Genomic DNA, 22,454 nt, shown 5'->3' with positions numbered 1-22,454 from the left:
TCGCACGCCCGCTCACGAGAGCGTGGCCACCAGCGTGGAGAGGGCCACGCCGACCAAGAGGGCCGCGAACACGAGGCCGAGAACCCTGTTGGGTACCCGCGTCGTCACCCTCGCGCCGACGATGCCCCCAGCCATGGACGCCGCGGTGAACAGCGCGACCATGACCCCTGCCTCGGCGGTGATCGTGAAGGAGCCGGCGAGCGAGCGCGAGACCACACCGAAAGCGGCCGTGATGACCATGACCAGCAGGGAAGTGGCGGAGGCACGCTTCATCGGATAGCGCAGCGCCAGGTGCAACGCGGGAACGATCGCGAAACCGCCGCCGACTCCGAAGAACCCGGTCAGGAAGCCCGTCGCTGTCGCCAGGACGACGACCCGCACGAGCGCGGAGACCCCCGAGGGGGCGGCCTGGCTGACGGGAGCCTTTGGCAACGACGACACCGGGGAGAGGTGCGAGCGCACCATGAAGAGAGCGACCACACCCAGGAGCGCGCAAAACGAGAGCATGAGGGCGGACGCGGACACGAGAGGACCCAGGGTGGATCCCGCCCATGTCCCCGCCAGGCCCGCCAGGGCAAAAAGGCTGCCCTCGCGCCACGCAACGTCGGTGCCGCGAGCGCGCATCGCCAACGACACGGCGGCCGTGAGCCCCACGATGATCAGCGACAGGCCCGTCGCCTGGTGGGGGTCCTGCCCGAGGAGGTAGACGAGAATCGGCACCGACAGGATGCCGCCTCCCGCTCCGAGCGAACCGACGACGATGCCGACGAATGCGCCGATGAGGAGCGCCTCAATGATCATTGCTGCTTCCCTGCGGACATGGAGTGCGTGAGTCGAAGCGACGAAGCGACCGTCGGATTCATGATGTCCGAGGCGGGCCTGCCCGCCGAGATGAGCATCCCGATGGCGCGCAGCGCGGGGGTGGAATGCTCGTAGAAAGCGCGGTAGCCCTCGCACAGGTAGTTGTGTGTCCTACCGTCTCGGCGCGCCACGAAGCGATCCTTCGGGCAGCCGCCCCAACACAGCCGCAGGTGGGGGCACGCGCGGCACTCCTCATCCAGGTCAGGCTTGAGGCGCGCGAACTCACGCATCTTCTCGGAGGCGGCGAGGCGGGCGAACGAGGAGGACTCGATCGAGCCGACGAGCCATTCGGGTTCCACCCAGTGGTCGCAGGCATAGACGTCGCCGTTGAACTCCATTGCCATGTTCGCCCCGCACCGGGGGGCGTGCACGCACACCGAGGCAGAACCGAACATGGCCGAGAGCGTCGAGTCCACGTCCTGGATGAACACCTGCCCCACGTCCGATGCCAGCCATTGATCGAACACGTCGCACAGGAAACGACCGTAGGAGCGCGGCGAGGTCGAACGGCTGGTCACGCAGTCCCCGTCCTGGCGATACAGGAGCGCGGAGGTGCCCGAGCGCCAGCCGCGCTCCGCCTGGGCGAGGTCGGCGGCGCGTACACGCTCGACAATGGGGATGAACTGCAGGTAGCGTGCCCCCAGCTCGTCACGGAAATACCGGTAGACCTCCTCGCCGTGGTCTTCGTTGGCAGCGTTGACCGTGCACAGGATGTTTGTCTCCACGCCCGCTTGCGCGAGCAGCTCCCAGCCGCGCACGACCATCGCGTGCGTTCCGCGCCCGCCGCGATTGAGACGATACGCGTCGTGCAGCTCAGCTGGGCCGTCAATGGAAACCCCCACGAGCACGTCGTGGTCGGCGAAGAAACGCGCCCATTCGCGCGTGATCAGAGTGCCGTTCGTCTGCAAGGCGTGGCGCACGCGCTGGGTGGGCCGACGGTGGAGTTCACACAGCTGTACCATCCGCTCAAAGAAGGCGAGCCCCCGAAGGGTCGGTTCGCCGCCCTGCCAGAGCATCGTGACTTCGCCGTCGGGGCTTGAGTCTAAGAACGCACGCACGTAACGCTCCAGGGTCTGCTCCGACATGGTCTGCGCGGCAGCATCATAGAGCAGCTCCTTGGACAGGAAGAAGCAGTACTGGCAATCCAGGTTGCAGGCGGCACCCGTCGGTTTGGTCACCACGGAGAAGGGGATCGATCGGCTCACGGCGCTGCCTTGGCACGACTGTGGGCAGGCGCGGACGAGGCCGACCGGCACTGTGCGCTCAAGCCGTCCGCGGGCGCGGCAGATGTGGGCTCATCCGCCGTGGCGGAATGAGACGCGATGGAAGCGCTGGCCCGGGCGGCACCCAGCGGGCCGAGGGAAGCGCCGACCACGTCGATATCCCACTGCATGACAGGCAGCAGCTCCTTATGCATGCGAGCACTCACGGCTGCCAGTACGGAGGGGAACGCATCCACAATCTCCCCGGCCAAGATGATGGCACCCGGATTGATGAGGAGCGCCGCGCAACCGAGTACGTATCCGATGGCCGCAACTGCACGGTCAAGGCCCTCGCACGCACGCGCATCCTTCGCCAGGACGCGCGAGCGCAGCTGCGCGATGTCACTCACGCCGGCGTGCTCGCACAAAGCGGGCAGCGACGCCACGGTTTCGAGGCACCCGCGTTTGCCGCACACGCAGGGGGAACTACTCGCATTCACCGTCATGTGGCCCAGCTCCCCGGCCAGGCCGCCGGCGCCGCCAACGAGCCTAAAATCAGAGACGACGCAGCCGCCCACGCCTCCCGACAGGCGCAGGTAGATGAATGAGGACATCTGTGTTCCGGCTCCCCACATGGCCTCCGCGAGGGCCGCCATGCGCACGGTGTTGTCAACCACCGGAACCGGGTCCCACCAGCGGCGCGTCACGCGAGTGAGTTCGGCGACCGTCGGGTAGGCGTCGGGCGAGGCCGTGGCGTGACGCCCCATCGGAATGGGGACGCCGACCCCAACCGCGCGCACCGCCGAGGTGTCCACCCCCTGACGGGCGGCGCTCGCGGCCAGCGCCTCGCAGGTCTGCTCGACGCATCCCAGCAGGGATGAAGAAGCGGGAGACACGAGGTGAACGGATGCCAGGACAGCCCCGCTGCGCGAGAGCATGACGCCGGCGCAGGACGTGCGCGTGACGTTCAGCCCGACGCTGTGAACCGCCGTCGCATTGAGGATGAGGAGCTGGGTGGGTCGGCCGCGTCCGGTGGCGCTGGTGCGCGCCGACGAGACCGATCCGTCACGGAGCAACGTGGCGAGTGCGCGTCCCAGGTTCGTGCGGGACGTGTCGAGCGCCTCGCACAGCTGGGAGCGCGTCGCCGGTGCCTTGGCCAGGTGATCGACGATGCGATCCTCCAGGGTGGGAAGGGGGCTGCGCGTAAGGTAGTGCATCTCTCTCCTTCCCACATACGCTGTGTTGATGCCTGCTCGGAGCAATCCGGCCTCGTCGATTGCTTCTATGATACGCGTCACTGCTTGAAGTGTGCTGCGCGTATCGCCTCGGCGGCGGGACGCCGCCGAGGCGCCGCGTCACTCGCTCGTGACCTCGTCGAGGTCGGAGCGCGCGGTATTGACCAGTGGGATGTCGAAGTCCGTCATCGCCGCCATCCACTTCGCGAAGGAGTGGTCCCCGCGCTGGCGCAGTTGCAGGTACAGGTTCGTTGCCAGGTCCCGGCGAATCTCGTCGTAGACCGGCACGGTGTACACGTTGTTCATCTCGGACGGATCCAGACGCAGGTCGTAGAGCTCGTTGATCGACTCCGGGTTGATCACAAGCTTGAAGTCTCTCGTGCGCAGCATGCGCTGCTGGAGAGGGAAATGGTGACCGTGGAACTCGCACACGATGTCCTCGCGCCAGCCTTCCACCTCCTCTCCGCGCGTCAGATCCACGATCGAGCGACCGTCCTCGACGAGGGAGGTGTCCAGGCCGGCGATGTCCAGGACCGTGGCAGGCAGATCGATGAGGGACACGAACGCATCCGAGCGCCCGACCCGTGAAACCCCCGGGATGTGAGCGATGAAGGGGACGTTGTAGATGTCGTCGTACATCATCGGTCCCTTGTCGTTGAGGCGGTGCGAGCCGGTGAACTCCCCGTGATCGGCGCAGAAGAAGACGGCGGTGTCGTCCAGGACGCCGAGCTCGCGCGCCGCGTCCATGATGCGCCCGATCTCGTAGTCGATCATGGCGGTGTAGCCCCAGTAGACCGCGATGAGCTTCTTCCACTGCTCGTTCGAGAAGGAAGACGTCGACCAGTACGTCGCGTAGTTGCTCTGGATCGGGGGCTTGCCGATAAGGGAATCCCCGAAGTTCTCCGGCAGCTCCACGTCGCCTGGATCGATGAGGTCGAACCACTCGTCGGGCAGGAAGTAGGGCAGATGCGGGCCGAAGAAATGGACGTCCAGGCAGAAGGGCTGACCCGAGTCCTTCCAATCAGCCGCGTACTCGCGTAGCTTGTCGATCGCGCGGTCGGCCAGGAAGCGCTCGAAGGTGGCCTCCTCGGGTTGCTCAAGGCGCGCCGCGATGATGTGCCCGGGCCGTCCTCCGGGAAGCGTGCCGCGCCACAGGTCGTGGGCGCGCACGGGAGGGAGGCCGTTGGCTTCCAGCCACGCCACGTACTTGTCGTTGGCCACGGGGTTTTCGGCGCCCCAGTAGGTGTCGTCGTCGGCGCCGAACTTATCGGGCAGGTTGTATCCGCAGTGATACTTGCCAACGATGCCGACGTTGTATCCGGCGTCGCGCAGCTCCTGGGTGTAGGTCCACGTGCCCTCGGGAATCGACACCTGGTAGGCGATGTTCCACTCCGGGTTGGCGAGCACCTGGTGCTTGCCGGGGCGCTTGCCCGTGAGCAGCGAGGCGCGCGCGGGGGTGCAGATGGCGGTTGGGGTGAAGCAGCGGGTGAAAGCAAAGCCCGACTCGCCCATCGCGTCGATGACGGGAGTGCGCGCGTGCGGATTTCCCAGGCAGCCGATCGTGTCGGTGCGGTGCTGATCGGTCATGATGACCAGGACGTTTCGGACGTTGTCGGGAATGTCCCGTGTCTTATCGGTCATTGGAATGCCTTTTCTATCGGTGAAATCAGGGGGATCAGTGGGGCCTACCGGGAGACAACCTTGTCCATGTCCTCGAGCTCGGTGCCGCTGGTCTCGGTCAGGAACTTCGCCGTGAAAGCGACCGCGAGGATGCCGAAGGCGCAGTAGATCCAGTAGGTTCCAGCCGGCGACCACGCGATGAGGAAAGGGAACAGCAAGACGACGAGAAAGTTGACGAGGAAGTCAGCGCCCGAGGCCAGCGACATCGCGCCGCCGCGGATCGAGGTGGGGAACATCTCGCCCATGACGATGGAGAAAATGGGGCCCCAGGAGGAGGTGAAGCCCAGGAGGAACGTGCACAGCGCGGCGACCGCAAGGAACGCCAGGACGGGGGAGTCGGCGACATCGGGCTTTCCGTCGACCGTGGGCGCGATCGTAAAGACCGTGGCCACGACGCCGAGCGAGACGAAAATGAGGGTCCCGCCGTAGATGAGCATGCGCTTGCGGCCCACGCGGTCCACTAGCATGATGCCGGAAAGGACGCCGACGATCTTAAAGGCGGTGATGAGCAACGTCTGGGCCAGCGCCATCGACTCGGTGAAGCCAACGGCGGCGAAGAGGGAATTCGAGTAGAAGAATACCCCGTTGATGCCGGTGAGCTGCTGGAACGCGGCGATTGCCATGCCGATGAACACGAGGCCCCGCCACTGCGAGGAGAGGATCTGCCCGATAGAGAGCTTCGCTCCACCCGTGACGGCCAGGGACTGCGCGATGGCCTCGACGCGCACCGCCGGATCCTCCTCTCCGCACAGCTTGGCCAGCACGGCTTCGGCCTCCTGGCGTCGCCCCGCGGAAACCAGGTAGCGGGGAGACTCTGGGATCCTTGCCGTGAAGATGACGAAGAGCAGGGCGGGGATGATGAGGCACGCGAAGAGCACCTGCCAGGTCATGAGGCCGCCGAACGCGGGCTTGGCCGCGCCGCCCGTGAGAGCAACGACTCCCGTGTTGATGAGGCCCGCAAGGAACAGGCCGAGGATGATCGCGAGCTGGCGGAATCCGATGAGGCGGCCTCGGATCTCGGCGGGAGCGATCTCGGCGACGTAGCCGGGAGCGACCGTCGTTGCCGCGCCGAAGCCGATGCCACCGATGATGCGCGTCAGGAGCAAGAAGGGGTATCCGAGGGAACCGAGGAGGGGAGAGAGGGGGCCGAGGAGCGCCTCAACGAGGAGAAAGGGACCGACCCACATGAGCGTGGTCTTGCGTCCGATCCTGTCGGAGATTCGTCCCGCTCCAAGGGCCCCGATGAGGCCGCCGATCACGCCGGCCGCACCGGCGACGCCCTGCAGGATGGGCCCGAGCTCGAAGGTGGAGCCCACCGCTTTGATGGCGGCGTTGAGGACCATGCCCTCGAAGCCATAGAAGAAGGGGCCGAGTGTTGCGATGAGTGCGAGACCCGTTGCGTAGCGTCTCGCTTGCCTGTCGCGAGGCGATGGTGAGAGTGTCGATGACATGTCTTCGTCCTTGAAGGGGAGGTGGTGCGCCCGCGCCTGCCGTGTGCGCTCCATTCACCGTACGCTCACGATTTTGTGTCCAAAGCCACGGTCATAATCCATAACAATGATCTGGGTCACATTTTCTTGGGTGTCATCTCGCCTGAACGACGAACTCGGGATTCGGCGCGTTCGTCTCCTCTACCGAATCCGCCTCGATGACGAGGGCCTTGGAGCCTCGCACCCGCAGCGTTCCCGTCACGTGTACCCAGCTGTCCGCTGCGGGAGCGGCTCCCTCCCAGCGCACAGCAAAACCAACCGCGTAGGCGTCGGCCGCGCAACACCAGATCGCCATGCGTGCCACCGCGAAGCTCTCCTGAGTCGTGATGCGCGGGATCGACGCCTGGCCGCGGGCCGACTCCTCGCTCATGACGAAGCCGACAAGATCGATCCTCTGGCCATCGTGTGCGCGGCCGCGAGAGGACAGCTCCTCAACCTGCGCGGAAAAGTTCTCCGTCGTCAGCGTCAGCGTCTCATCGCTCGAGGCGTCCGCTCCCGTGCTCTGGTCGGCGCCGGAAGCGGGGGCCTCGTCGGAACGTGACGGCATGCCTCCCGAGGGGTCCTCGCCATCCCCGGCTCCCTGCTCCTCGCTGGCGCCGCGAGACGTGAGAGCTGAGGACGCCAGCTCGGAGGGGGACACCCGGAAGGGAAGAACGAGAAGCACGCTCGCCAGCAGGGTCACGAGCGCACGCGTCAGGGCACGGTGCGAGGAGGTCCCGCTTGGCTCGCCGCCCGATCCCACCCGCGAGGACGAGGCAAGCGCGCACGCGAGCAACCCCACCCCCGAGGCGAGAATCCCCAGGCGCGCCGACGGGGGAACGAAGAACGCGTACCTACCAGAGAGGGACAACCACGCGAGGACGGCCCCCAAGCATGCCAGCGCAAGCGCCTCGGCGGCGGGAGCGATGCGAGCCAACAGCCTCACGGCAGCACCCCCGCCCACCACGAGACGCCCACCACGCACGCGGCGACAGCCGTCACCGTCACCAACAAACGAGCGACGAACGACGAGCGGAACTGCGAGGACAACAGCGCAACGTTCTTCACGTCCATCATCGGACCGAACACCATGAAACCCATCAACGCTCCCGAGGGAGCGAGCGAGGCCAACGAACGCGCGATTACCGCGTCGGAGGAGGAGCACAGGGAGAGAGCGAAACCAGCCGCCATCATGACGGCCAGCGCGGCCGGAGCCGGCAGACCCGACAGCAGCGAGGACACCGGCCACGCCACCTGGGCCAGCGTCGAGGCAGCCACCCCGCCCATGAGGTAGGGAAGGATCCGGCCAAAGGAGCGGCCCGTGGCCGCCAGCACGCCGGATGCGGACCGGTCGGGCAGAGCGCACTCCTGTGAGCAGCCGCACTGCTCGCCGTGACCCTGACCGTCGGGGTCACGCAGGGCGCGCGGGGGAGCAACCAGCATCGAGGCGCCGACGATGAGAGCGACGAGGACGCTGAGGGCGATGCGTGCGCCGACCAGCGCCCACGAGCCAAATGCGTACCAGGTGGAGGCGACCACCAGGGGGTTGATGGCGGGAGAGGCGAGCATGAGCGTGGTCGCAGCGGAGAGCGGAACGCCCTTGCGCAGGAGCGAGCGGAAGATCGGAACCGCCGAGCAATCGCACACGGGAAGGGCGAAGGCGAACAGGAGGGCGGTGCCGATAGCTGCCACGGAACGCGTGGGGAACACCCGCGCGATCAGGGCGGGGGAGGCGTACACCTCGATGAGCTCGGCAACCAGGACACCCAGGAGAAGGAAGGGGACGGCCTGAAGAGTCATTCCAACTGCGATGGTCGAAGCCCGCCCCAGCGGCACGCCGACGTCGGAGAACGCCTCCTGAAACGCCCACACGGCAACCAGGGCGACGAGCGCGCACGTGCCCACCAGGGCGCCCCAGGGGCGCACCGGCCGCGCGGAGTCTGTTCGAGTCACCCAGCCACTGTAGGCCAGAGTGCCACGCCAGCTCCCCTCACACGCCGAGAAGAGAGTGTGGGCACAAGAACCCTCCCGCGGCGGGCGCGCCCTCCCTCCCTTCGCTACACTGGGCTATCGCCACGATCCGGCCCGCGTCAGGGGTATCACCGGGGAGCATCCGGAAGAACGAGGAGAGCGGCGGCCGACCACGGCCTCGCCCCCCTTCAGTAGAACCGGACGGGCGGGCCCGACACAGCCCCAACGAAGCGGCCGCGCCTTCGGGAGCGGCAAGCGGGGTGGTACCGCGGGTGCCGGCGACGCCGGTCCTCGTCCCTGTATAGGCGCGAGACGAGGACACTCATGACGAAGCACGGCTTCTACCCCCGCCACCGGGACGAAGAGGTGGACCCCAGCCCCTCCTTCCCCGCAATGGAGGTCGGCACGCTGGCCTTCTGGGCCAGCAACGACACCTTCCGCAAGTCCATTCAGATGCGTGAGGCCGGAGTGAACGGCAGCAACGAATTCGTGTTCTACGATGGTCCGCCTTTCGCCAACGGCCTGCCCCACTACGGTCACCTCCTGACCGGCTACATCAAGGACGTGGTGGGCCGCTACCAGACCATGAAGGGCCACCGCGTCGAGCGCCGCTTCGGCTGGGACACGCACGGCCTGCCCGCCGAACTCGAGGCCCAACGCCAGCTCGGCATCGAGGACGTCACCGAGATCACCCGCGAGGGCGGCATCGGCATCGAGGCCTTCAACGCGGCCTGCCGCTCCTCCGTCCTGCGCTACACGAAGGAATGGGAAGACTACGTCACCCGTCAGGCCCGCTGGGTGGACTTCGAGCACGACTACAAGACCCTCGACATGTCCTACACGGAGTCCGTGATCTGGGCATTCAAGCAGCTCTACGACAAGGGACTGGCCTACCAGGGCCACCGCGTCCTGCCCTACTGCTGGAACGACCGCACGCCGCTGAGCAACCACGAACTCAAGATGGACGACGAGGTCTACCAGGATCGCACCGACAACACGGTGACCGTCGGCCTGCGTCTTCAAACCAAGCTGCGCGAGGACTCGGCGCGCCCCGAGCTGGCCCTCATCTGGACGACCACGCCCTGGACCCTGCCCTCGAACTCGGCCGTCGCCGTGGGCCCACAGATCGAGTACTCCCTCGTCGAGGTGGCTGCCGACCACGAGGGTGTCCTCGCGGGCGAGCGCGTCCTCATCGCCACCGACCTGATCTCCTCCTACGCCAAGGAGCTGGGCGAGGAACCCGCTGTCGTGGCCACCTACAAGGGTTCGGAGCTGGTGGGCATCCACTACCACCCGATCTACGACTACTTCGACACCCCCGAGCGCCGCGCCGAGGGGGGCGCCCCCGGCCCCAACGGCTGGTCGATCATCGCCGCCGACTACGTGACGACCACGGACGGCACCGGCCTGGTCCACCAGGCGCCCGCCTTCGGTGAGGACGACATGTGGACGTGCATGGAGTACGGCATCGGCGTGGTCCTGCCCGTCGACGAGGGCGGCGTCTTCACCTCCGAGGTTCCCGATTACGAGGGCATGCAGATCTTCGACGCGAACCGCTACGTGGTGGCCGACCTGCGCGAGCAGGCCGGACCGATCGCGCGCCGCGACCCAGCGATCCGCGCCGTCCTGGTGCGGGAGAAGTCCTACGTGCACTCCTACCCGCACTGCTGGCGGTGTCGCAAGCCCCTTATGTACAAGGCAGTGTCCTCGTGGTTTGTGCGGGTCACGCAGATCCGCGACCGCATGGTCGAGCTCAACCAGGAGATCACCTGGACCCCCGCGCACACCAAGGACGGCATTTTCGGCAAGTGGCTGGAGGGTGCCCGAGACTGGTCGATCTCGCGTAACCGCTTCTGGGGCGCACCGATCCCCGTGTGGGTTTCGGACGACCCCGCCTACCCGCGCACCGATGTGTATGGCTCGATTGCCGAGTTGGAGGCCGACTTCGGCGTGACGGTCACCGACTTCCACCGTCCCTTCATCGACTCCCTGACACGCCCGAACCCGGACGACCCGACGGGTAAGTCGACGATGCGCCGCATCACCGACGTGTTCGACTGTTGGTTCGAGTCCGGCTCGATGCCCTTCGCGCAGGTGCACTACCCCTTCGAAAACCAGGAGTGGTTCGAGAACCACTACCCGGGCGACTTCATCGTCGAGTACATCGGCCAGACGCGCGGATGGTTCTACACGCTGCACGTCCTGGCGACTGCGCTCTTCGATCGTCCCGCGTTCCGCTCGTGCGTCTCCCACGGCATTGTCCTGGGCGACGACGGCCTGAAGATGAGCAAGTCGCTGCGCAACTACCCGGATGTGTCCGAGGTGTTCAACAAGTACGGCTCCGACGCGATGCGCTGGTTCCTCATGTCGAGCCCCGTCGTGCGCGGCGGCAACCTGATGGTGAAGGAGGAGTCGATCCGCGACACCGTCCGCCAGGTGCTCCTGCCGATCTGGAACACCTACTACTTCTTCACGCTGTACGCGGGCGCGTGCAACGGGGGCGAGGGGTACGAGGCTCAGCGCATCGACCTGTCCTCGCCCGAGGCCGTGGCCGCGCTGGCGCAGATGGACCGCTACCTGCTGGCCCACACCCGTACCCTTGCCGAGGATGTGCGCGGCGCGCTGGACGGCTACGACGTGGCCGGCGCGTGCGAGTTGATCCGCGACTACCTGGATGTGCTGACGAACTGGTACGTGCGCACCCAGCGCCAGCGCTTCTGGGACGAGGACGGCGCCGCGTTCGATACGCTGTACACGGCTCTCGTGACCCTCATGGAGCTGGCGGCGCCTCTGCTGCCGCTGCTGAGCGAGGAGATCTGGCGGGGCCTGACGGGAGGGGAGTCCGTGCACCTGACGGACTTCCCGGTCCTGGACGAGGCCGTGGATGCCCCAGAACTCGTCGCCGCGATGGACGAGGTTCGGTCGATCGTGTCGGCCGCCCACGCGCTGCGCAAGACGCACCAGCTGCGCGTGCGCCAGCCGCTGGCCTCCCTGCAGGTCGTCTCCGAGAACGACGCGGCTCTGGAGTCCTTCGCGGACCTGATTGCCTCCGAGGTGAACGTGAAGTCCGTGGTGTTTAGCTCCCCGGAGAACTCGGGGCTCGGGGTGCGCACGGAGCTGAGCCTGAACCCGCGCGCCTTCGCTCCCTCGTTCCGTAAGCTGACGAGCCAGCTGTTCAAGGCCCAGAAGTCGGGCGAGTGGGAGATCACCGAGGACGGCGCATGCCGCTTCCCGGGCGTGCAGCTTGATGGCGCTCCGCTGGAGCTGACGGGCGACATGTTCTCCGTGTCCACCTCGGTGGACGCCGCCGAGGGCCAGGTCGCGGATGTGCTTCCCTCGGGCACCTTCGTCGTGCTCGATACGGAGCTGATCCCCGAGCTCGAGGCCGAGGGCTACGCCCGCGACGTCGTGCGCGCCGTCCAGGACGAGCGCAAGAGCGCTGGCCTGCACATCGCGGACCGCATCGACCTGACGCTGACGGTTCCCGCCGATCACGTGGCCGACGTTCAGGCCTGGCGTGACATGATCGCCGCGGAGACCCTCGCGCTATCCGTTGCGGTCGGGGCCGGCGACCAGCTCGTCGTGAGCGTGGCCAAACGCTGAGTGAACCGGTGGGCGGGCTCGAGGGAAACTACTCCCGAGCCCGCCCACTGACGCGTCTGACCCGCGAGAGGTCCCTCTTATGGCGGTGGCTGGTCGTTTGCCCGCGTGTGAGGAGACGCTAGAGCGTCAGCGTGTCTGAGAAGCCGTAGTAGCCGGGTTGTTCCGGCAGGACGACGCCGGCGTCATGCAGATGCTGCAGATAGGGTGTGATCGAGGAAAGATACGGGTGCAAGAGGGGATAGGCATCCGGGTACATGTAGGATTCCAGGTAGTCCTCGTCGGGGAATTGTGTGGAAAAGAGAAGCCTGCGCAGTTCGAGGCTGTTTGTCGCTTCGACACTCATCGTGGGATCGGTGGTGCTCGTGTAACGCGTGACTCGCGGCCAGCGGGTTTTTGAGACCTTCCAGCGTTGATCCGATGGCGCTTCGCCGGGGATGACGATGGGCGGAAACCACAGACTGGCCCGTCGTCGGGCACCGAGTTCGGTGATCAGCATGTACGAGGCCATGACGTCGCTACGCGTCTCCATCGTAAAGCGTGCGCTGGGGTGGCGTTCGGACCAACTGAAGCGGTAGCTGCCCGACGTTTCCCACACTGCGAAAAAGTCGGTGTTGTAGCTCGAAAATGAGTATCCGTGGCCGTCCTGAAAGTCAGCTTGGGCCAAGAAAGTACCCGTACAGAGATTCCCAATCAACGTCTCTAACTTCTCCAACATGCTCTGAGACCCCTTCGATAATGCGTTGCGTAATCAGTTCGTCGATGGTCATGGGTACCCAGTTATCCGCCATCGCCCTCTCGAGGACGCGCACTTGCGGCGTCTGCCCGAAGGATCCCATGTCCTCATCGCGCAGGCTTATCTCGATAACGACGTCCTCGGGGAGAGGCGCATGAGTCAAGCGGAACTGGCGGTATAGCTCGTTGAAGTTGGCGGGCGGTCCCGAGCGAAACTCCGACGGGAAAACTGTTCCGTTAATGATCGGGGTCAGGGTGCGTAAACCGACATGGCCGATGTGGTCTAGCCCGTCGATATCGAAGGCCCTGATGAACTCGGACTTGTCAAGGAAGTACCGGTCGCTGTTGGGGATCTCTGCGTGGTCTCGATCCTCTCGCCACGCCGGGTATCCCCACCCGGGTACCGCATAGCGCGACTCTAGCCATGCGTTGGTTGAGCGAATCTCGGGATCTGTGCCACGGGACATCTGCCACGCGCTGGACATGGTCACATCGCCACCGCACCGGTAGCGTTCCCCCAGGCCTTCCTCTGAGTTGGGCAACATATCCCCGGTGCCGGGTGCTCGGGTGAGAAAGTAAGCGCTCTGGGTCGCGATGTGTTCCCGGTCGTTGGAGGCAGGTAGCTCTTGCGGCATTGGACCTCACTTTTCATCGAGGGCGGTTGGGGGAGTATGGTCAACGCGCCGCGTCAATGGCCGCCTTTGCCTGCTTGAGGCTCACGCCGGTGCGATCCTTGTAGGCCTTGACGGCTTCGACCGTGCGGCCCGAGGCCACCAGCGCGAGTTCCTCCTCGGTCAGGTTCGGGCTCACTCGCTTGATCGCCGCGGCCTCGTCAATGAGCTCCTTGGCGTGCAACAGGTCAGCCCCGGTGCGATCCTTGTAGGCCTTGATGGCTGCGATCTTGCGGCCCGAGGCCACCAGCGCACGCTCGGCCTCGGTCAGCTCCGCTACACCCACCCCAACGGGAGGGACGGTGGGGCCAGCCTCGCCGCCCCCGGAAGGAGCGGGCGCTTCCTGCGAGAGCGCGGTGATCCCGGCCTCGCCGTACGCTGCGCGCAGGCGTGCCTCCAGGCTCTCCACCTGGCCCCTCAACTGATGATTCTCGGCGCGCAGCGCCTCAATCTCGGCGGCCTGACCAAACCACTTGCCCATGAGTGTCTCCTTCTTGCGAGGGAAGCCTACCCCTCGCGACACAGTCTAGTGGCTACGTGAATGCCGTGACGGGCAGTACAGGCCGCGCTCCTCGTCACTGCAGATACACTACTGGGGACACTGAGAGAACGGAGGAAACATGGCAGGCGAATCGTTCTTCGGGGAAGACACCACCAACGAGGACCAGCGCGGCGGCATCCCGGCCGACCTCATCCCCTACCTGGAGGCGGCCGACGAGGCCGACGAAACGGAGGCGGGGGAGGGCATCGACCCTCAGGCTGAGGAAAGCGAACGCGAGGCCGCGCTGCGCGCCCTCGTCGAGCACTCGCTGCTGCTGGGTCCCGACCCCTCCGTCCTCGCAGAGATCGAGGGTGAGGTGGACGAGGACTTCGCCGACGACGCCGCCGAGGCACGCGATGAGCGTGCCTCCCACGATGCTGCGCTCGCGAAGGCTCAGGACGACGTCGCCCTGGACGCGCGCGTGGAGGAGATCTACCGCTCGATCGTGGAACGCGCACCCGAACACGACATCGATCCCACGCTGAAGCGCGTGAGGCTCGCCCTGGATATCCTGGGCGACCCGCAAAACTCCTACCCGTCGATCCACATCACGGGCACGAATGGCAAGACCTCCACCTCGCGCATGATCGACTCGCTGCTGACCGCTTTCGGCATGAAGACCGGCCGGTTCACGAGCCCGCACCTCCTGGACGTGCGCGAGCGCATCTGCCTGGAGGGTCGCCCGATCACGCGCGAGGGCTTCGTGCGTGCCTGGGAGGACATCGCGCCCTACGTCGACATGGTGGACGAGCGCAGCCAGCGACAGGGCGGCCCCCGACTGTCCTTCTTCGAGGTCTTCACGATCATGGCCTACGCGGCCTTCGCCGACTACCCGGTCGATGCTGCCGTCGTCGAGGTCGGAATGGGCGGGCGATGGGACTCCACCAACGTCATCGACGCCGGCGTCGCCGTCATCACCCCCATCGCCCTGGACCACACCAGGTGGCTCGGATCCACGATTCGCGACATCGCGCGGGAGAAGGCCGGCATCATCAAACCCGGCCAGGTCGTCGTCATCATGGCTCAGGAGGAGGAAGTCCTCGACATTCTCCTCGAGCGGGCCCGGTCCGTGGACGCCATCGCGCGCGTGGAGGGCAGGGACTTCGAGGTCGTGGAGCGCCAGATGGGCGTCGGCGGCCAGATGGTCACCATTCGCACCCCCTCCGCCCTCTACGAGGATGTCTTCGTGCCCCTCTTCGGCCAGTACCAGGCGCACAACGCAGCGGCCGCCCTGGTCGCCGTCGAGTCCTTTATGGGGGGACGGGGCTTGGATGGCCGCATCGTCGAGCAGGGCCTCATGAACGCCTCCAGCCCCGGACGCATGCAGGTCGTGCGCCACTCGCCCACGATCATCGTGGACGCCGCCCACAACCCCGCGGGTGCTGCGACGCTGCGCGAGGCCATCGAATCCTCCTTCGCCCTCGGCCGGATCGTCGGCGTCTACTCGGCGATGGGGGACAAGGACGTCGAGGGGGTCCTGTCCGAGGTCGAGCCCTTCCTCGATCATCTGGTCGTCACGCAGATGAGCGGCGAGCGTGCGGCCGATGTCGTGCGCCTGGCCGAGATCGCCTCCGAGGTCTTCGGTCCCGACCGGGTAGATGTGCGCGACTCGCTCGCCGACGCGGTCGATCGTGCAGCGCAGATCGCCGAGGCCGGGGCGCAGCCCGCGGATCGCAGCGGCGTGCTCGTGTTTGGCTCGGTCGTGCTGGCAGGGCAGATGCTGGCTCTGGCCGGACAATCCCCGCGCTAGGGGGTCCCCCAACCGTGGCGCCCGCATCGTGGCGGCCGCCACGGTTGGGATTTCGTGCTCAAAGGTGGCACGATTGATCACGCAGACAAGTACAGATGAGCAATGTGCAAGGAGGCATCATGAAGAAGCTCGTCAACGATGTTCACGCCGTCGTGCGCGAAACCCTCGAAGGGTTCGCCCTGGCCCACCACGACCTCGTCGACGTGCACCTCGACCCCGATTTCGTCACCCGCCGCGCCCCCAAGGCTGAGGGCACAGTCGGCCTCGTCTCGGGCGGAGGATCCGGTCATGAACCCCTACACGCTGGCTTTGTCGGCCTCGGCATGCTCGACGCGGCGGTCCCGGGAGCCGTGTTCACCTCGCCCACCCCCGACCCGATCCTGGAGGCCACGAAGGCAGCAGACCACGGGGCCGGCGTCCTACACATCGTCAAGAACTACACCGGCGACGTCCTCAACTTCGAGACGGCGGCCGAGCTGGCCGACATGGAGGACATCACGGTCGCCACCGTCGTCGTCAACGACGACGTGGCCGTCGAAGACTCCCTCTACACGGCGGGCCGACGCGGCGTGGCCGGAACGATCTTCGTGGAGAAGATCGCCGGAGCGGCAGCCGAACGAGGAGACACCCTGGAGGAGGTGGTGCGCATCGCGACCAAGGTCAACGAACAGACCCGCTCCATGGGCCTGGCCCTGGGGCCGTGCACCGTGCCCCACGCGGGCAAGCCCTCCTTCGAGCTGGGCGAGGACGAGATCGAGCTGGGCATCGGCATCCACGGCGAACCCGGCTACCGCCGCGGAACCATGGAGAGTGCCGACACCCTTATCGCCGAACTCTACGAGCGCGTGCGCGACGACCTCGCCCTGACGAGCGGCGAGCGCGTCGTGGCCCTGGTCAACGGAATGGGCGGAACCCCCGCGTCCGAGCTCTACATCTGCTTCCGCGCCCTGGCGGCCCTCCTGGCCACGGATGGCATCGACATCGCACGCCAGATGGTCGGCAACTACGTGACCAGCCTCGAGATGCCCGGCGTGTCCGTCACCCTCATGCGCGCCGACGAGGAGCTGCTCGAGCTCTTCGACGCGCCCGTCAACACGGTCGCCTGGAAATGAGCGAGGGACGGGCAGCAATGACGACGCGCGTTGACGCCGCGTGGGCGCGGCGGTGGATCACACTGGCGGCCGCGGACGTGGCCTCCCACAGGGACTACCTCATCGACCTGGACCGTGCCATCGGGGACGGGGACCACGGGGAGAACATGGATCGCGGCTTCACCGCAGCGCTCGCGGCCCTGGAGAGCGCGGAGGACGCGGACATCTCAGGCGTGCTCAAGACGGTCGCAAAGACCCTCATGTCGACGGTGGGGGGCGCCGCCGGGCCCTTGTACGGTACCGCCTTCTTGCGCGCCTCCAAGGCCGCGGCCGGCGGTGGGGAGCTGGACGGTGCGGGCGTTGCCGCCATCATCGCGGGCGCCCTCGAGGGCATCCAGGCGCGAGGCAAGGCCACGACGGGAGAGAAGACGATGGTGGACGCGTGGAGCCCCGCGTGCGAGGCGGCCCGGGCGGCCGTAGCCGCGGGGGGCGACGCCTCTGCTGTCCTCGAGGCGGCGGCGACTGCCGCCGAGGCCGGAGCGCGGGCCACCGAGCCCCTGCGCGCCACGAAGGGGCGGGCCTCCTACCTGGGCGAGCGCTCCATCGGGCACCTCGACCCCGGTGCCGTCTCCACCTCCCTCATCCTGCGGGCAGCCGCCCGCGGGGCCGCAGGGCAGGAGGGCGCATGAGCGCCCGCGTTGCCTTCGTCATCGTCTCTCACTCCGCAGCCCTCGCCACCGGCGTCGCCGAGCTGGCCGCCCAGATGGCCCCCGACGTGCACTTCGAGGCTGCCGGGGGAACGGAGGACGGCCGCATCGGCACCTCCTACGACCGGGTCGAGGCAGCCGTCGAGGCGGCCCTGGAGGAGGCCACGGGGGAGGGCGGCGGCGTCATCGTCCTGACCGACCTCGGATCGGCCACGATGACCGTCGAATCCGTCATCGACATGAGCGACGAAGCCGAGCATATCCGCTTCATCGACACGGCCCTCGTCGAGGGGGCGGTTGCCTCGGCCGTGCGCGCCCAGCTCGGCGATGACCTCGACCAGGTGGCGGCCGTTGCCGCCTCGCTCGCCCCGCGCATGGAGGATATCGACGCCCCGGGCGCGCCCGGGGCCGCCGGTGCGCCGCGCGCGGGGGAGGGAACCCCGGCCGCGTCGGTGTTGTCGGAGCCGCGGGCGCGCGGCGAGGCCGTCGTGGCCGATCCGGTGGGATTGCACGCACGACCGGCTGCGGCCTTCGTGCGCCTGGCCGCCTCCTTCGACGCCGACGTCACCGTCAACGGGGCCGACGGGGGATCGGTGCTGGAACTCATGGCGCTCGGCGTCACCCAAGGCCAACGCGTCCTCATCGAGGCCACTGGGGCCGATGCCACACGGGCCGTGGCGGCCTTGACAGATATGCTTGAGAGGACCGACAACCACACGTGTGAACTGAAGGAGACAACGTGACCGCCAAGAGTGTTCTGCTGGAGCCGCAGCACCTGCTTGACCCGACCCTGGAGCACACCCTCATCGTCGTCAAGCCCGACGGTTACGAGCGCGGCCTCACCGGTGAGATCCTGCGGCGTATCGAGGCCAAGGGGTACACGATCAAGGGGCTGAAGCTGATGGTCGCCTCGCGTGACCTGCTGGCCGAGCACTACGCCGACCACAAGGACAAGCCTTTCTTCGCCGGTCTCCTGGAGTTCATGAGCTCCGGCCCGGTTGTCGCCATCATCGTGGAGGGACAGCGTGTCGTCGAGGGCATGCGCGTCCTCATGGGATCGACCGACCCGACGACGGCGCCCGCGGGCACGATCCGCGGAGACCTGGGCCGCGCCTGGAACAGCCCCCACATGGAGAACCTGATCCACGGTTCGGACTCGGTGGAGAACGCAAAGCGCGAAATCTCCCTGTGGTTCCCGGAGATTTACTAGGCCGCCGGTAACCTGCAAGGGTGTACCTCAAGAACCTGACGCTGCGGGGGTTCAAGTCCTTCGCCAGCGCGACCACGCTCGCGCTCCAGCCGGGCATCACGTGCGTCGTGGGCCCCAACGGGTCGGGTAAGTCGAATGTCGTTGATGCGCTCGCCTGGGTGATGGGCGAGCAGGGCGCCCGCGCGCTGCGCGGCGGCCAGATGGCGGACGTCATCTTTGCGGGGACATCCGGGCGCGCGGCGCTGGGGCGCGCCCAGGTGGACCTGACGATCGACAACACCGGCGGGCTGCTCGACATTGAGTACTCGGAGGTCACGATCAGCCGCACCCTGTTCCGCGGCGGCGGGTCGGAGTATTCCATCAACGGCACGCCCGTGCGCCTCCTGGACGTCCAGGAGCTGCTCTCCGACACGGGCATGGGCCGCCAGATGCACGTCATCGTCGGCCAGGGGCAGCTCGACGCGATCCTGTCCTCGACTCCCGAGGAGCGGCGCGGCTTCATCGAGGAGGCCGCCGGGGTCCTCAAGCACAGGCGCCGCAAGGAGCGTGCGCTGAAGAAACTGGCGGACATGGACGCAAACCTCGTGCGCGTCCTGGACCTGACCAACGAGATCCACCGCCAGCTCGGCCCCCTGGCCCGCGCCGCTCGCCTGGCGAAGAGGGCCTCCCTCATTCAGGCACGCGTGCGCGACGCGAAGGCCCGGCTGCTGGCGGATGACCTGGCGTCGGCGCGTGCGAAGCTGGCGGCGCTCCAGGCCTCGGACGAAGAGACGACGGCGCTGCGGGCGTCCCTTGAGGAACGAATCGCGGCTTCCCGCGCGGAGCTGGCGTGCCTGGAGGATGCCGAGAGGGCGGCCTCGCCGGCCCTGGAGCGCGCGTCCACCCACTGGCAGGAGCTCACGACGCTGACGGAACGCCTGCGCGGCACGCTCATGGCCGCCTCCCAGAAGGTGGCCATGAAAGCAACCGCGGAGCCCGCGCCGAGCGGCGAGGAACCCGAGGCGTTGGAGGAGCGGGCCCGACGGGCGGGGCGCGAGGACGCCGAGCTGGCCGGTCAGGTCGAAGCCGCCCGCAGCGCGCTCGCCGAGGCCACCCGCGCCCGCGCGGAGGCCGAGGACGCGGACGAGAGCGCGTCGCGTGAACTGGCGCGAGTCAACCGGGTGATCGCCGACCACCGCGAGAAGGTTGCGCGGCTCACGGGGGATGCCTCGACCGCGTCGTCGCGCCTGGAGGCGGCGCTCGCCGAGGCTGAGCGAGCGTGGGGCGCCTGCCGGGCCGCCGACGAGCGGGCGGAGAAGGCGGCCTCGGATCTTCCCGCTCCCGCTCCCGCGGACAATCCCGCGTCTGCGACCGGTCCTGCGGCTCCCGGCGAGGAAGGTGGGGGAGCCGCCGACGCTCACGCCCGCGCGGTGGCGGCGCGAGACGCAGCGCGCGCCCGCGTGGACGAGCTGCTGGGCGTCGAACGCGAGGCCCGGGCGGAGCGCGCCCGCTGGGAGGCACGCAGGGATGCGCTCGCCCAGCTGCTCACCCCCGAGGACGGCACCGCCGAGCTCCTCGGACGCGCCGGAGTGCTCGGCCAGGTCGCGCCCCTCCTGCGGGTGAGGGCCGGATACGAGGACGCGGTTGCCGCCGCCCTCGCTCCCTTCGCAGACGCCGCCGTCGTCGACTCCCTGGACCGGGGGATGGGCGAGCTGGAGCAGGCGCGCGCCGCGGGGCGTTCCCTCAGGCTCGTCGTCGCTGCGCAGGAGGGGCAGCGGCGAGGCGATGCACCCGCACCGAGCGGAGCGGACCCTTCCCGCCTTCCCGACCTGCCGGAGGGCGCCGTGTGGCTTGCCTCGGTGGCCTCGTGCGAGGGCGCGGCCGCCCAGCTCGCGTGCCTCCTCGACGGGGTCGTCTCCTGCGATAGGGAGCAGGCGGAGTGCGTGCTCGCCCTGCCGGGCGTGCGCGCGGTCGTCACGAGAGACGGGGATGTGCTGCGTCCCTGGTCGATAGAGGGAGGCCGCCAGGCCTCGTCCGTGCTGTCAGTGCGCGCCGACTACGAGGAGGCCGATCGCCAGGCTGGGCAGGCCGGGCGGCGTATGGCGGAGGTGTCCGCGCGCCTCGATGAGGCCAACGCCGACCTGGATCAGCGCATCAGGGAGGCGAACGACGCCCTGAAGGCCCTGCGCGAGGAGGACGCGCAGCGGGCCAAGGAGGCCGAGGTACTGGCCCGCGCGCAGTCGGCGGCGCAGGCGGCGCGCGCCGAGGCTGAGCGCGCTCGAGACTCCGCGCGCCGGGCCGACGAGCAGGTCGAGTGGGCGCGCGAACGGGAGGTGGCCGCGCGAGCACGCCTCGAGGGCGCCGACACGGCGGGTCCCCCCGAATCCCTGGAGGACGCGCAGGCGGGCGCGCAGGGCGCCTCGCGCGCGGCGCGCGAGGCGCGGGAGGCGGAGAACGAGGCGCGCCTTGCCTTGCGTGCGCTCGAGGAACAGTCCAGGCGTGCGTCCTCGCGCGCCCGGTCCCTGCGCCAGGCGGCGGCAGCCGAGCGGGAGGAACGCTCCCGCTATGCGGCGCGCGAGGCGGCGCGCAAGGCGGAGCTGGCCACGGCCTCGGACGTGGAGGCGGCGGCGCGCGTGGCCTTGGAGGCGGCGGAGCGGGCGCTTGAGCGGGCGGCGTCCGAGCGCGACCGTCTGAGCGAGCGGCGCGTGGAGGTCTCCCAGGAGGTGTCGGATGCACGCCGGGCGATTGATGCGATGGGCGCGGAGCTGGCCGAGGCGGCCAGTGCTGCCCACCGGGGGCAGCTCGCCGTGGAGCAGACGCGATTGCGCGTGGAGGACGTGCAGAGGCGCGCCCTGGAGGAGCTGTCGCTGGAACCGGACCAGCTCCTGGAGGAGTTTGGGCCGCAGGTGATGGTGCCGGTGCTTCCCCTGGATCCCGACAAGGTGGAGGAGGCGGTGGGGGCCGAGCCGAGCGCGTACGTGCGCGCGGAACAGGAGCGGGCGCTTGCCAAGGCGCAGCGGGAGCTGGAGAAGCTGGGACGCGTAAACCCGCTGGCGCTTGAGGAGCACGAGGCGCTGGCCGCGCGGCACAAGTTCCTGGTGGACCAGGTCCAGGACCTGAAGAAGTCGAAGGCGGACCTGCTGCGCATCGTGGCGGACGTGGACCGCCTGGTGCAGGAGTCCTTCGCGTCGGCCTTTGCCTCAACGCGCGAGCAATTCGAGCACGTGTTCGGTGTGCTCTTCCCCGGCGGTCACGGCGACCTGGTGCTCACCGAGCCGGACGACATGCTCTCCACCGGCATCGAGATCGAGGCGCGGCCGGCCGGCAAGAAGGTCAAGCGTCTCTCGCTCCTGTCGGGCGGGGAGCGCTCCCTGGCGGCCATTGCCTTTTTGGTGGCGATCTTCAAGGCGCGCCCCTCCCCGTTCTACGTGATGGACGAGGTTGAGGCAGCCCTGGACGACGTGAACCTGACGCGCCTGCTCGCCATCTTCAAGGAGCTGCAGCAGACCTCCCAGCTGATCGTGATTACGCACCAGAAGCGCACGATGGAGATCGCCGACGCCCTCTACGGCGTCACGATGCGCGACGGCGTCACGACGGTGGTGTCCCAGCGCTTGGCGGACTAGGGGAGAAGCCCTTTCGGGTCGGCGGTCGCCTCCCTGGCTTCGTTCGACCTTCGATTGCATTGACCAGCGGCCCCGTGAGGGCAGTGTTAGAATTTTGTTAACGAAATTGGCGGCATGATCGCGGGG

The 22,454-nt window shown here is 67.9% G+C and carries 17 protein-coding genes; 7 read left to right on the top strand and 10 right to left on the bottom strand.

Translation table 11 applies throughout. The features are described from left to right. Positions 1-12: 12 nt before the first annotated feature. From NQK35_RS04120 to NQK35_RS04090, 7 genes are all read right to left on the bottom strand, one after another. Positions 13-801, bottom strand: coding sequence for a sulfite exporter TauE/SafE family protein (locus NQK35_RS04120; RefSeq protein WP_257114626.1), 789 nt, complete (start codon positions 799-801; stop codon positions 13-15). Then, positions 798-2,066: an anaerobic sulfatase maturase gene (locus tag NQK35_RS04115; protein WP_048740480.1), complete on the bottom strand. Its 1,269-nt coding sequence runs from the start codon at positions 2,064-2,066 to the stop codon at positions 798-800. The genes NQK35_RS04120 and NQK35_RS04115 overlap by 4 nt, the downstream gene beginning before the upstream one ends. Continuing rightward, positions 2,063-3,280 carry an ROK family transcriptional regulator gene (locus NQK35_RS04110; RefSeq protein ID WP_257114625.1) on the bottom strand — a complete coding sequence of 406 codons (1,218 nt, stop codon included), beginning with the start codon at positions 3,278-3,280 and terminating at the stop codon, positions 2,063-2,065. Before NQK35_RS04110 ends, NQK35_RS04115 begins: the two co-directional genes overlap by 4 nt. 138 nt (positions 3,281-3,418) lie before the next feature. Then, on the bottom strand, positions 3,419-4,939 hold the full coding sequence (locus tag NQK35_RS04105; RefSeq protein ID WP_257114624.1) for a sulfatase-like hydrolase/transferase: 1,521 nt from the start codon (positions 4,937-4,939) through the stop codon (positions 3,419-3,421). Positions 4,940-4,983: 44 nt separating this feature from the next. Continuing rightward, a complete protein-coding gene (locus NQK35_RS04100; protein ID WP_257114623.1) occupies positions 4,984-6,429 on the bottom strand; it encodes a sugar porter family MFS transporter in 1,446 nt (481 codons plus the stop codon). Positions 6,430-6,562: 133 nt separating this feature from the next. After that, complete coding sequence (locus NQK35_RS04095) at positions 6,563-7,393, bottom strand: TIGR03943 family putative permease subunit (RefSeq protein WP_257114622.1); 831 nt, start codon at positions 7,391-7,393, stop codon at positions 6,563-6,565. Continuing rightward, complete coding sequence (locus NQK35_RS04090) at positions 7,390-8,400, bottom strand: permease (protein ID WP_257114621.1); 1,011 nt, start codon at positions 8,398-8,400, stop codon at positions 7,390-7,392. Before NQK35_RS04090 ends, NQK35_RS04095 begins: the two co-directional genes overlap by 4 nt. A gap of 342 nt (positions 8,401-8,742) precedes the next feature. Between NQK35_RS04090 and ileS the strand changes: the two genes are divergently transcribed. Beyond that, positions 8,743-12,021 carry an isoleucine--tRNA ligase gene (gene ileS / locus NQK35_RS04085; protein WP_257114620.1) on the top strand — a complete coding sequence of 1,093 codons (3,279 nt, stop codon included), beginning with the start codon at positions 8,743-8,745 and terminating at the stop codon, positions 12,019-12,021. A gap of 118 nt (positions 12,022-12,139) precedes the next feature. Here the strand turns inward: ileS and NQK35_RS04080 are convergent, their stop codons facing one another. Genes NQK35_RS04080 through NQK35_RS04070 form a run of 3 tightly spaced genes read right to left on the bottom strand, consistent with a single transcriptional unit; the run spans position 12,140 to position 13,905 of the window. Further along, positions 12,140-12,685: a hypothetical protein gene (locus NQK35_RS04080; RefSeq protein WP_009211710.1), complete on the bottom strand. Its 546-nt coding sequence runs from the start codon at positions 12,683-12,685 to the stop codon at positions 12,140-12,142. After that, complete coding sequence (locus NQK35_RS04075; protein WP_257114619.1) at positions 12,672-13,388, bottom strand: hypothetical protein; 717 nt, start codon at positions 13,386-13,388, stop codon at positions 12,672-12,674. The genes NQK35_RS04080 and NQK35_RS04075 overlap by 14 nt, the downstream gene beginning before the upstream one ends. A gap of 40 nt (positions 13,389-13,428) precedes the next feature. Next, on the bottom strand, positions 13,429-13,905 hold the full coding sequence (locus NQK35_RS04070) for a 50S ribosomal protein L7/L12 (protein WP_257114618.1): 477 nt from the start codon (positions 13,903-13,905) through the stop codon (positions 13,429-13,431). A 139-nt stretch (positions 13,906-14,044) separates the two neighbouring features. On the opposite strand from NQK35_RS04070, the gene NQK35_RS04065 reads away from it, so the two are divergent. The 6 genes from NQK35_RS04065 (at position 14,045) to smc (ending at position 22,328) form a co-directional block, all read left to right on the top strand. Then, a complete protein-coding gene (locus tag NQK35_RS04065) occupies positions 14,045-15,715 on the top strand; it encodes a bifunctional folylpolyglutamate synthase/dihydrofolate synthase (RefSeq protein WP_257114617.1) in 1,671 nt (556 codons plus the stop codon). 119 nt (positions 15,716-15,834) lie between these two features. Beyond that, a complete protein-coding gene (gene dhaK / locus NQK35_RS04060; RefSeq protein ID WP_257114616.1) occupies positions 15,835-16,827 on the top strand; it encodes a dihydroxyacetone kinase subunit DhaK in 993 nt (330 codons plus the stop codon). A gap of 17 nt (positions 16,828-16,844) precedes the next feature. Further along, entirely contained in the window at positions 16,845-17,495 is a 651-nt protein-coding gene (gene dhaL / locus NQK35_RS04055) for a dihydroxyacetone kinase subunit DhaL (RefSeq protein WP_257114615.1), read from the top strand. Beyond that, positions 17,492-18,256, top strand: a complete 765-nt coding sequence (gene dhaM / locus NQK35_RS04050; RefSeq protein WP_257114614.1) for a dihydroxyacetone kinase phosphoryl donor subunit DhaM — start codon at positions 17,492-17,494, stop codon at positions 18,254-18,256. The genes dhaL and dhaM overlap by 4 nt, the downstream gene beginning before the upstream one ends. After that, positions 18,253-18,723: a nucleoside-diphosphate kinase gene (ndk, locus tag NQK35_RS04045; RefSeq protein ID WP_009211703.1), complete on the top strand. Its 471-nt coding sequence runs from the start codon at positions 18,253-18,255 to the stop codon at positions 18,721-18,723. Before dhaM ends, ndk begins: the two co-directional genes overlap by 4 nt. 20 nt (positions 18,724-18,743) lie before the next feature. Then, positions 18,744-22,328 carry a chromosome segregation protein SMC gene (gene smc / locus NQK35_RS04040; protein ID WP_257114613.1) on the top strand — a complete coding sequence of 1,195 codons (3,585 nt, stop codon included), beginning with the start codon at positions 18,744-18,746 and terminating at the stop codon, positions 22,326-22,328. Positions 22,329-22,454 lie beyond the last annotated feature (126 nt).

The sequence above is a fragment of the Schaalia odontolytica genome (assembly GCF_024584435.1).
Classification (GTDB): Bacteria; Actinomycetota; Actinomycetes; order Actinomycetales; family Actinomycetaceae; genus Pauljensenia.
The sequence above is the reverse complement of the archived record's forward strand: the minus strand, read 5'-3'. Positions and strand labels throughout refer to the sequence as shown.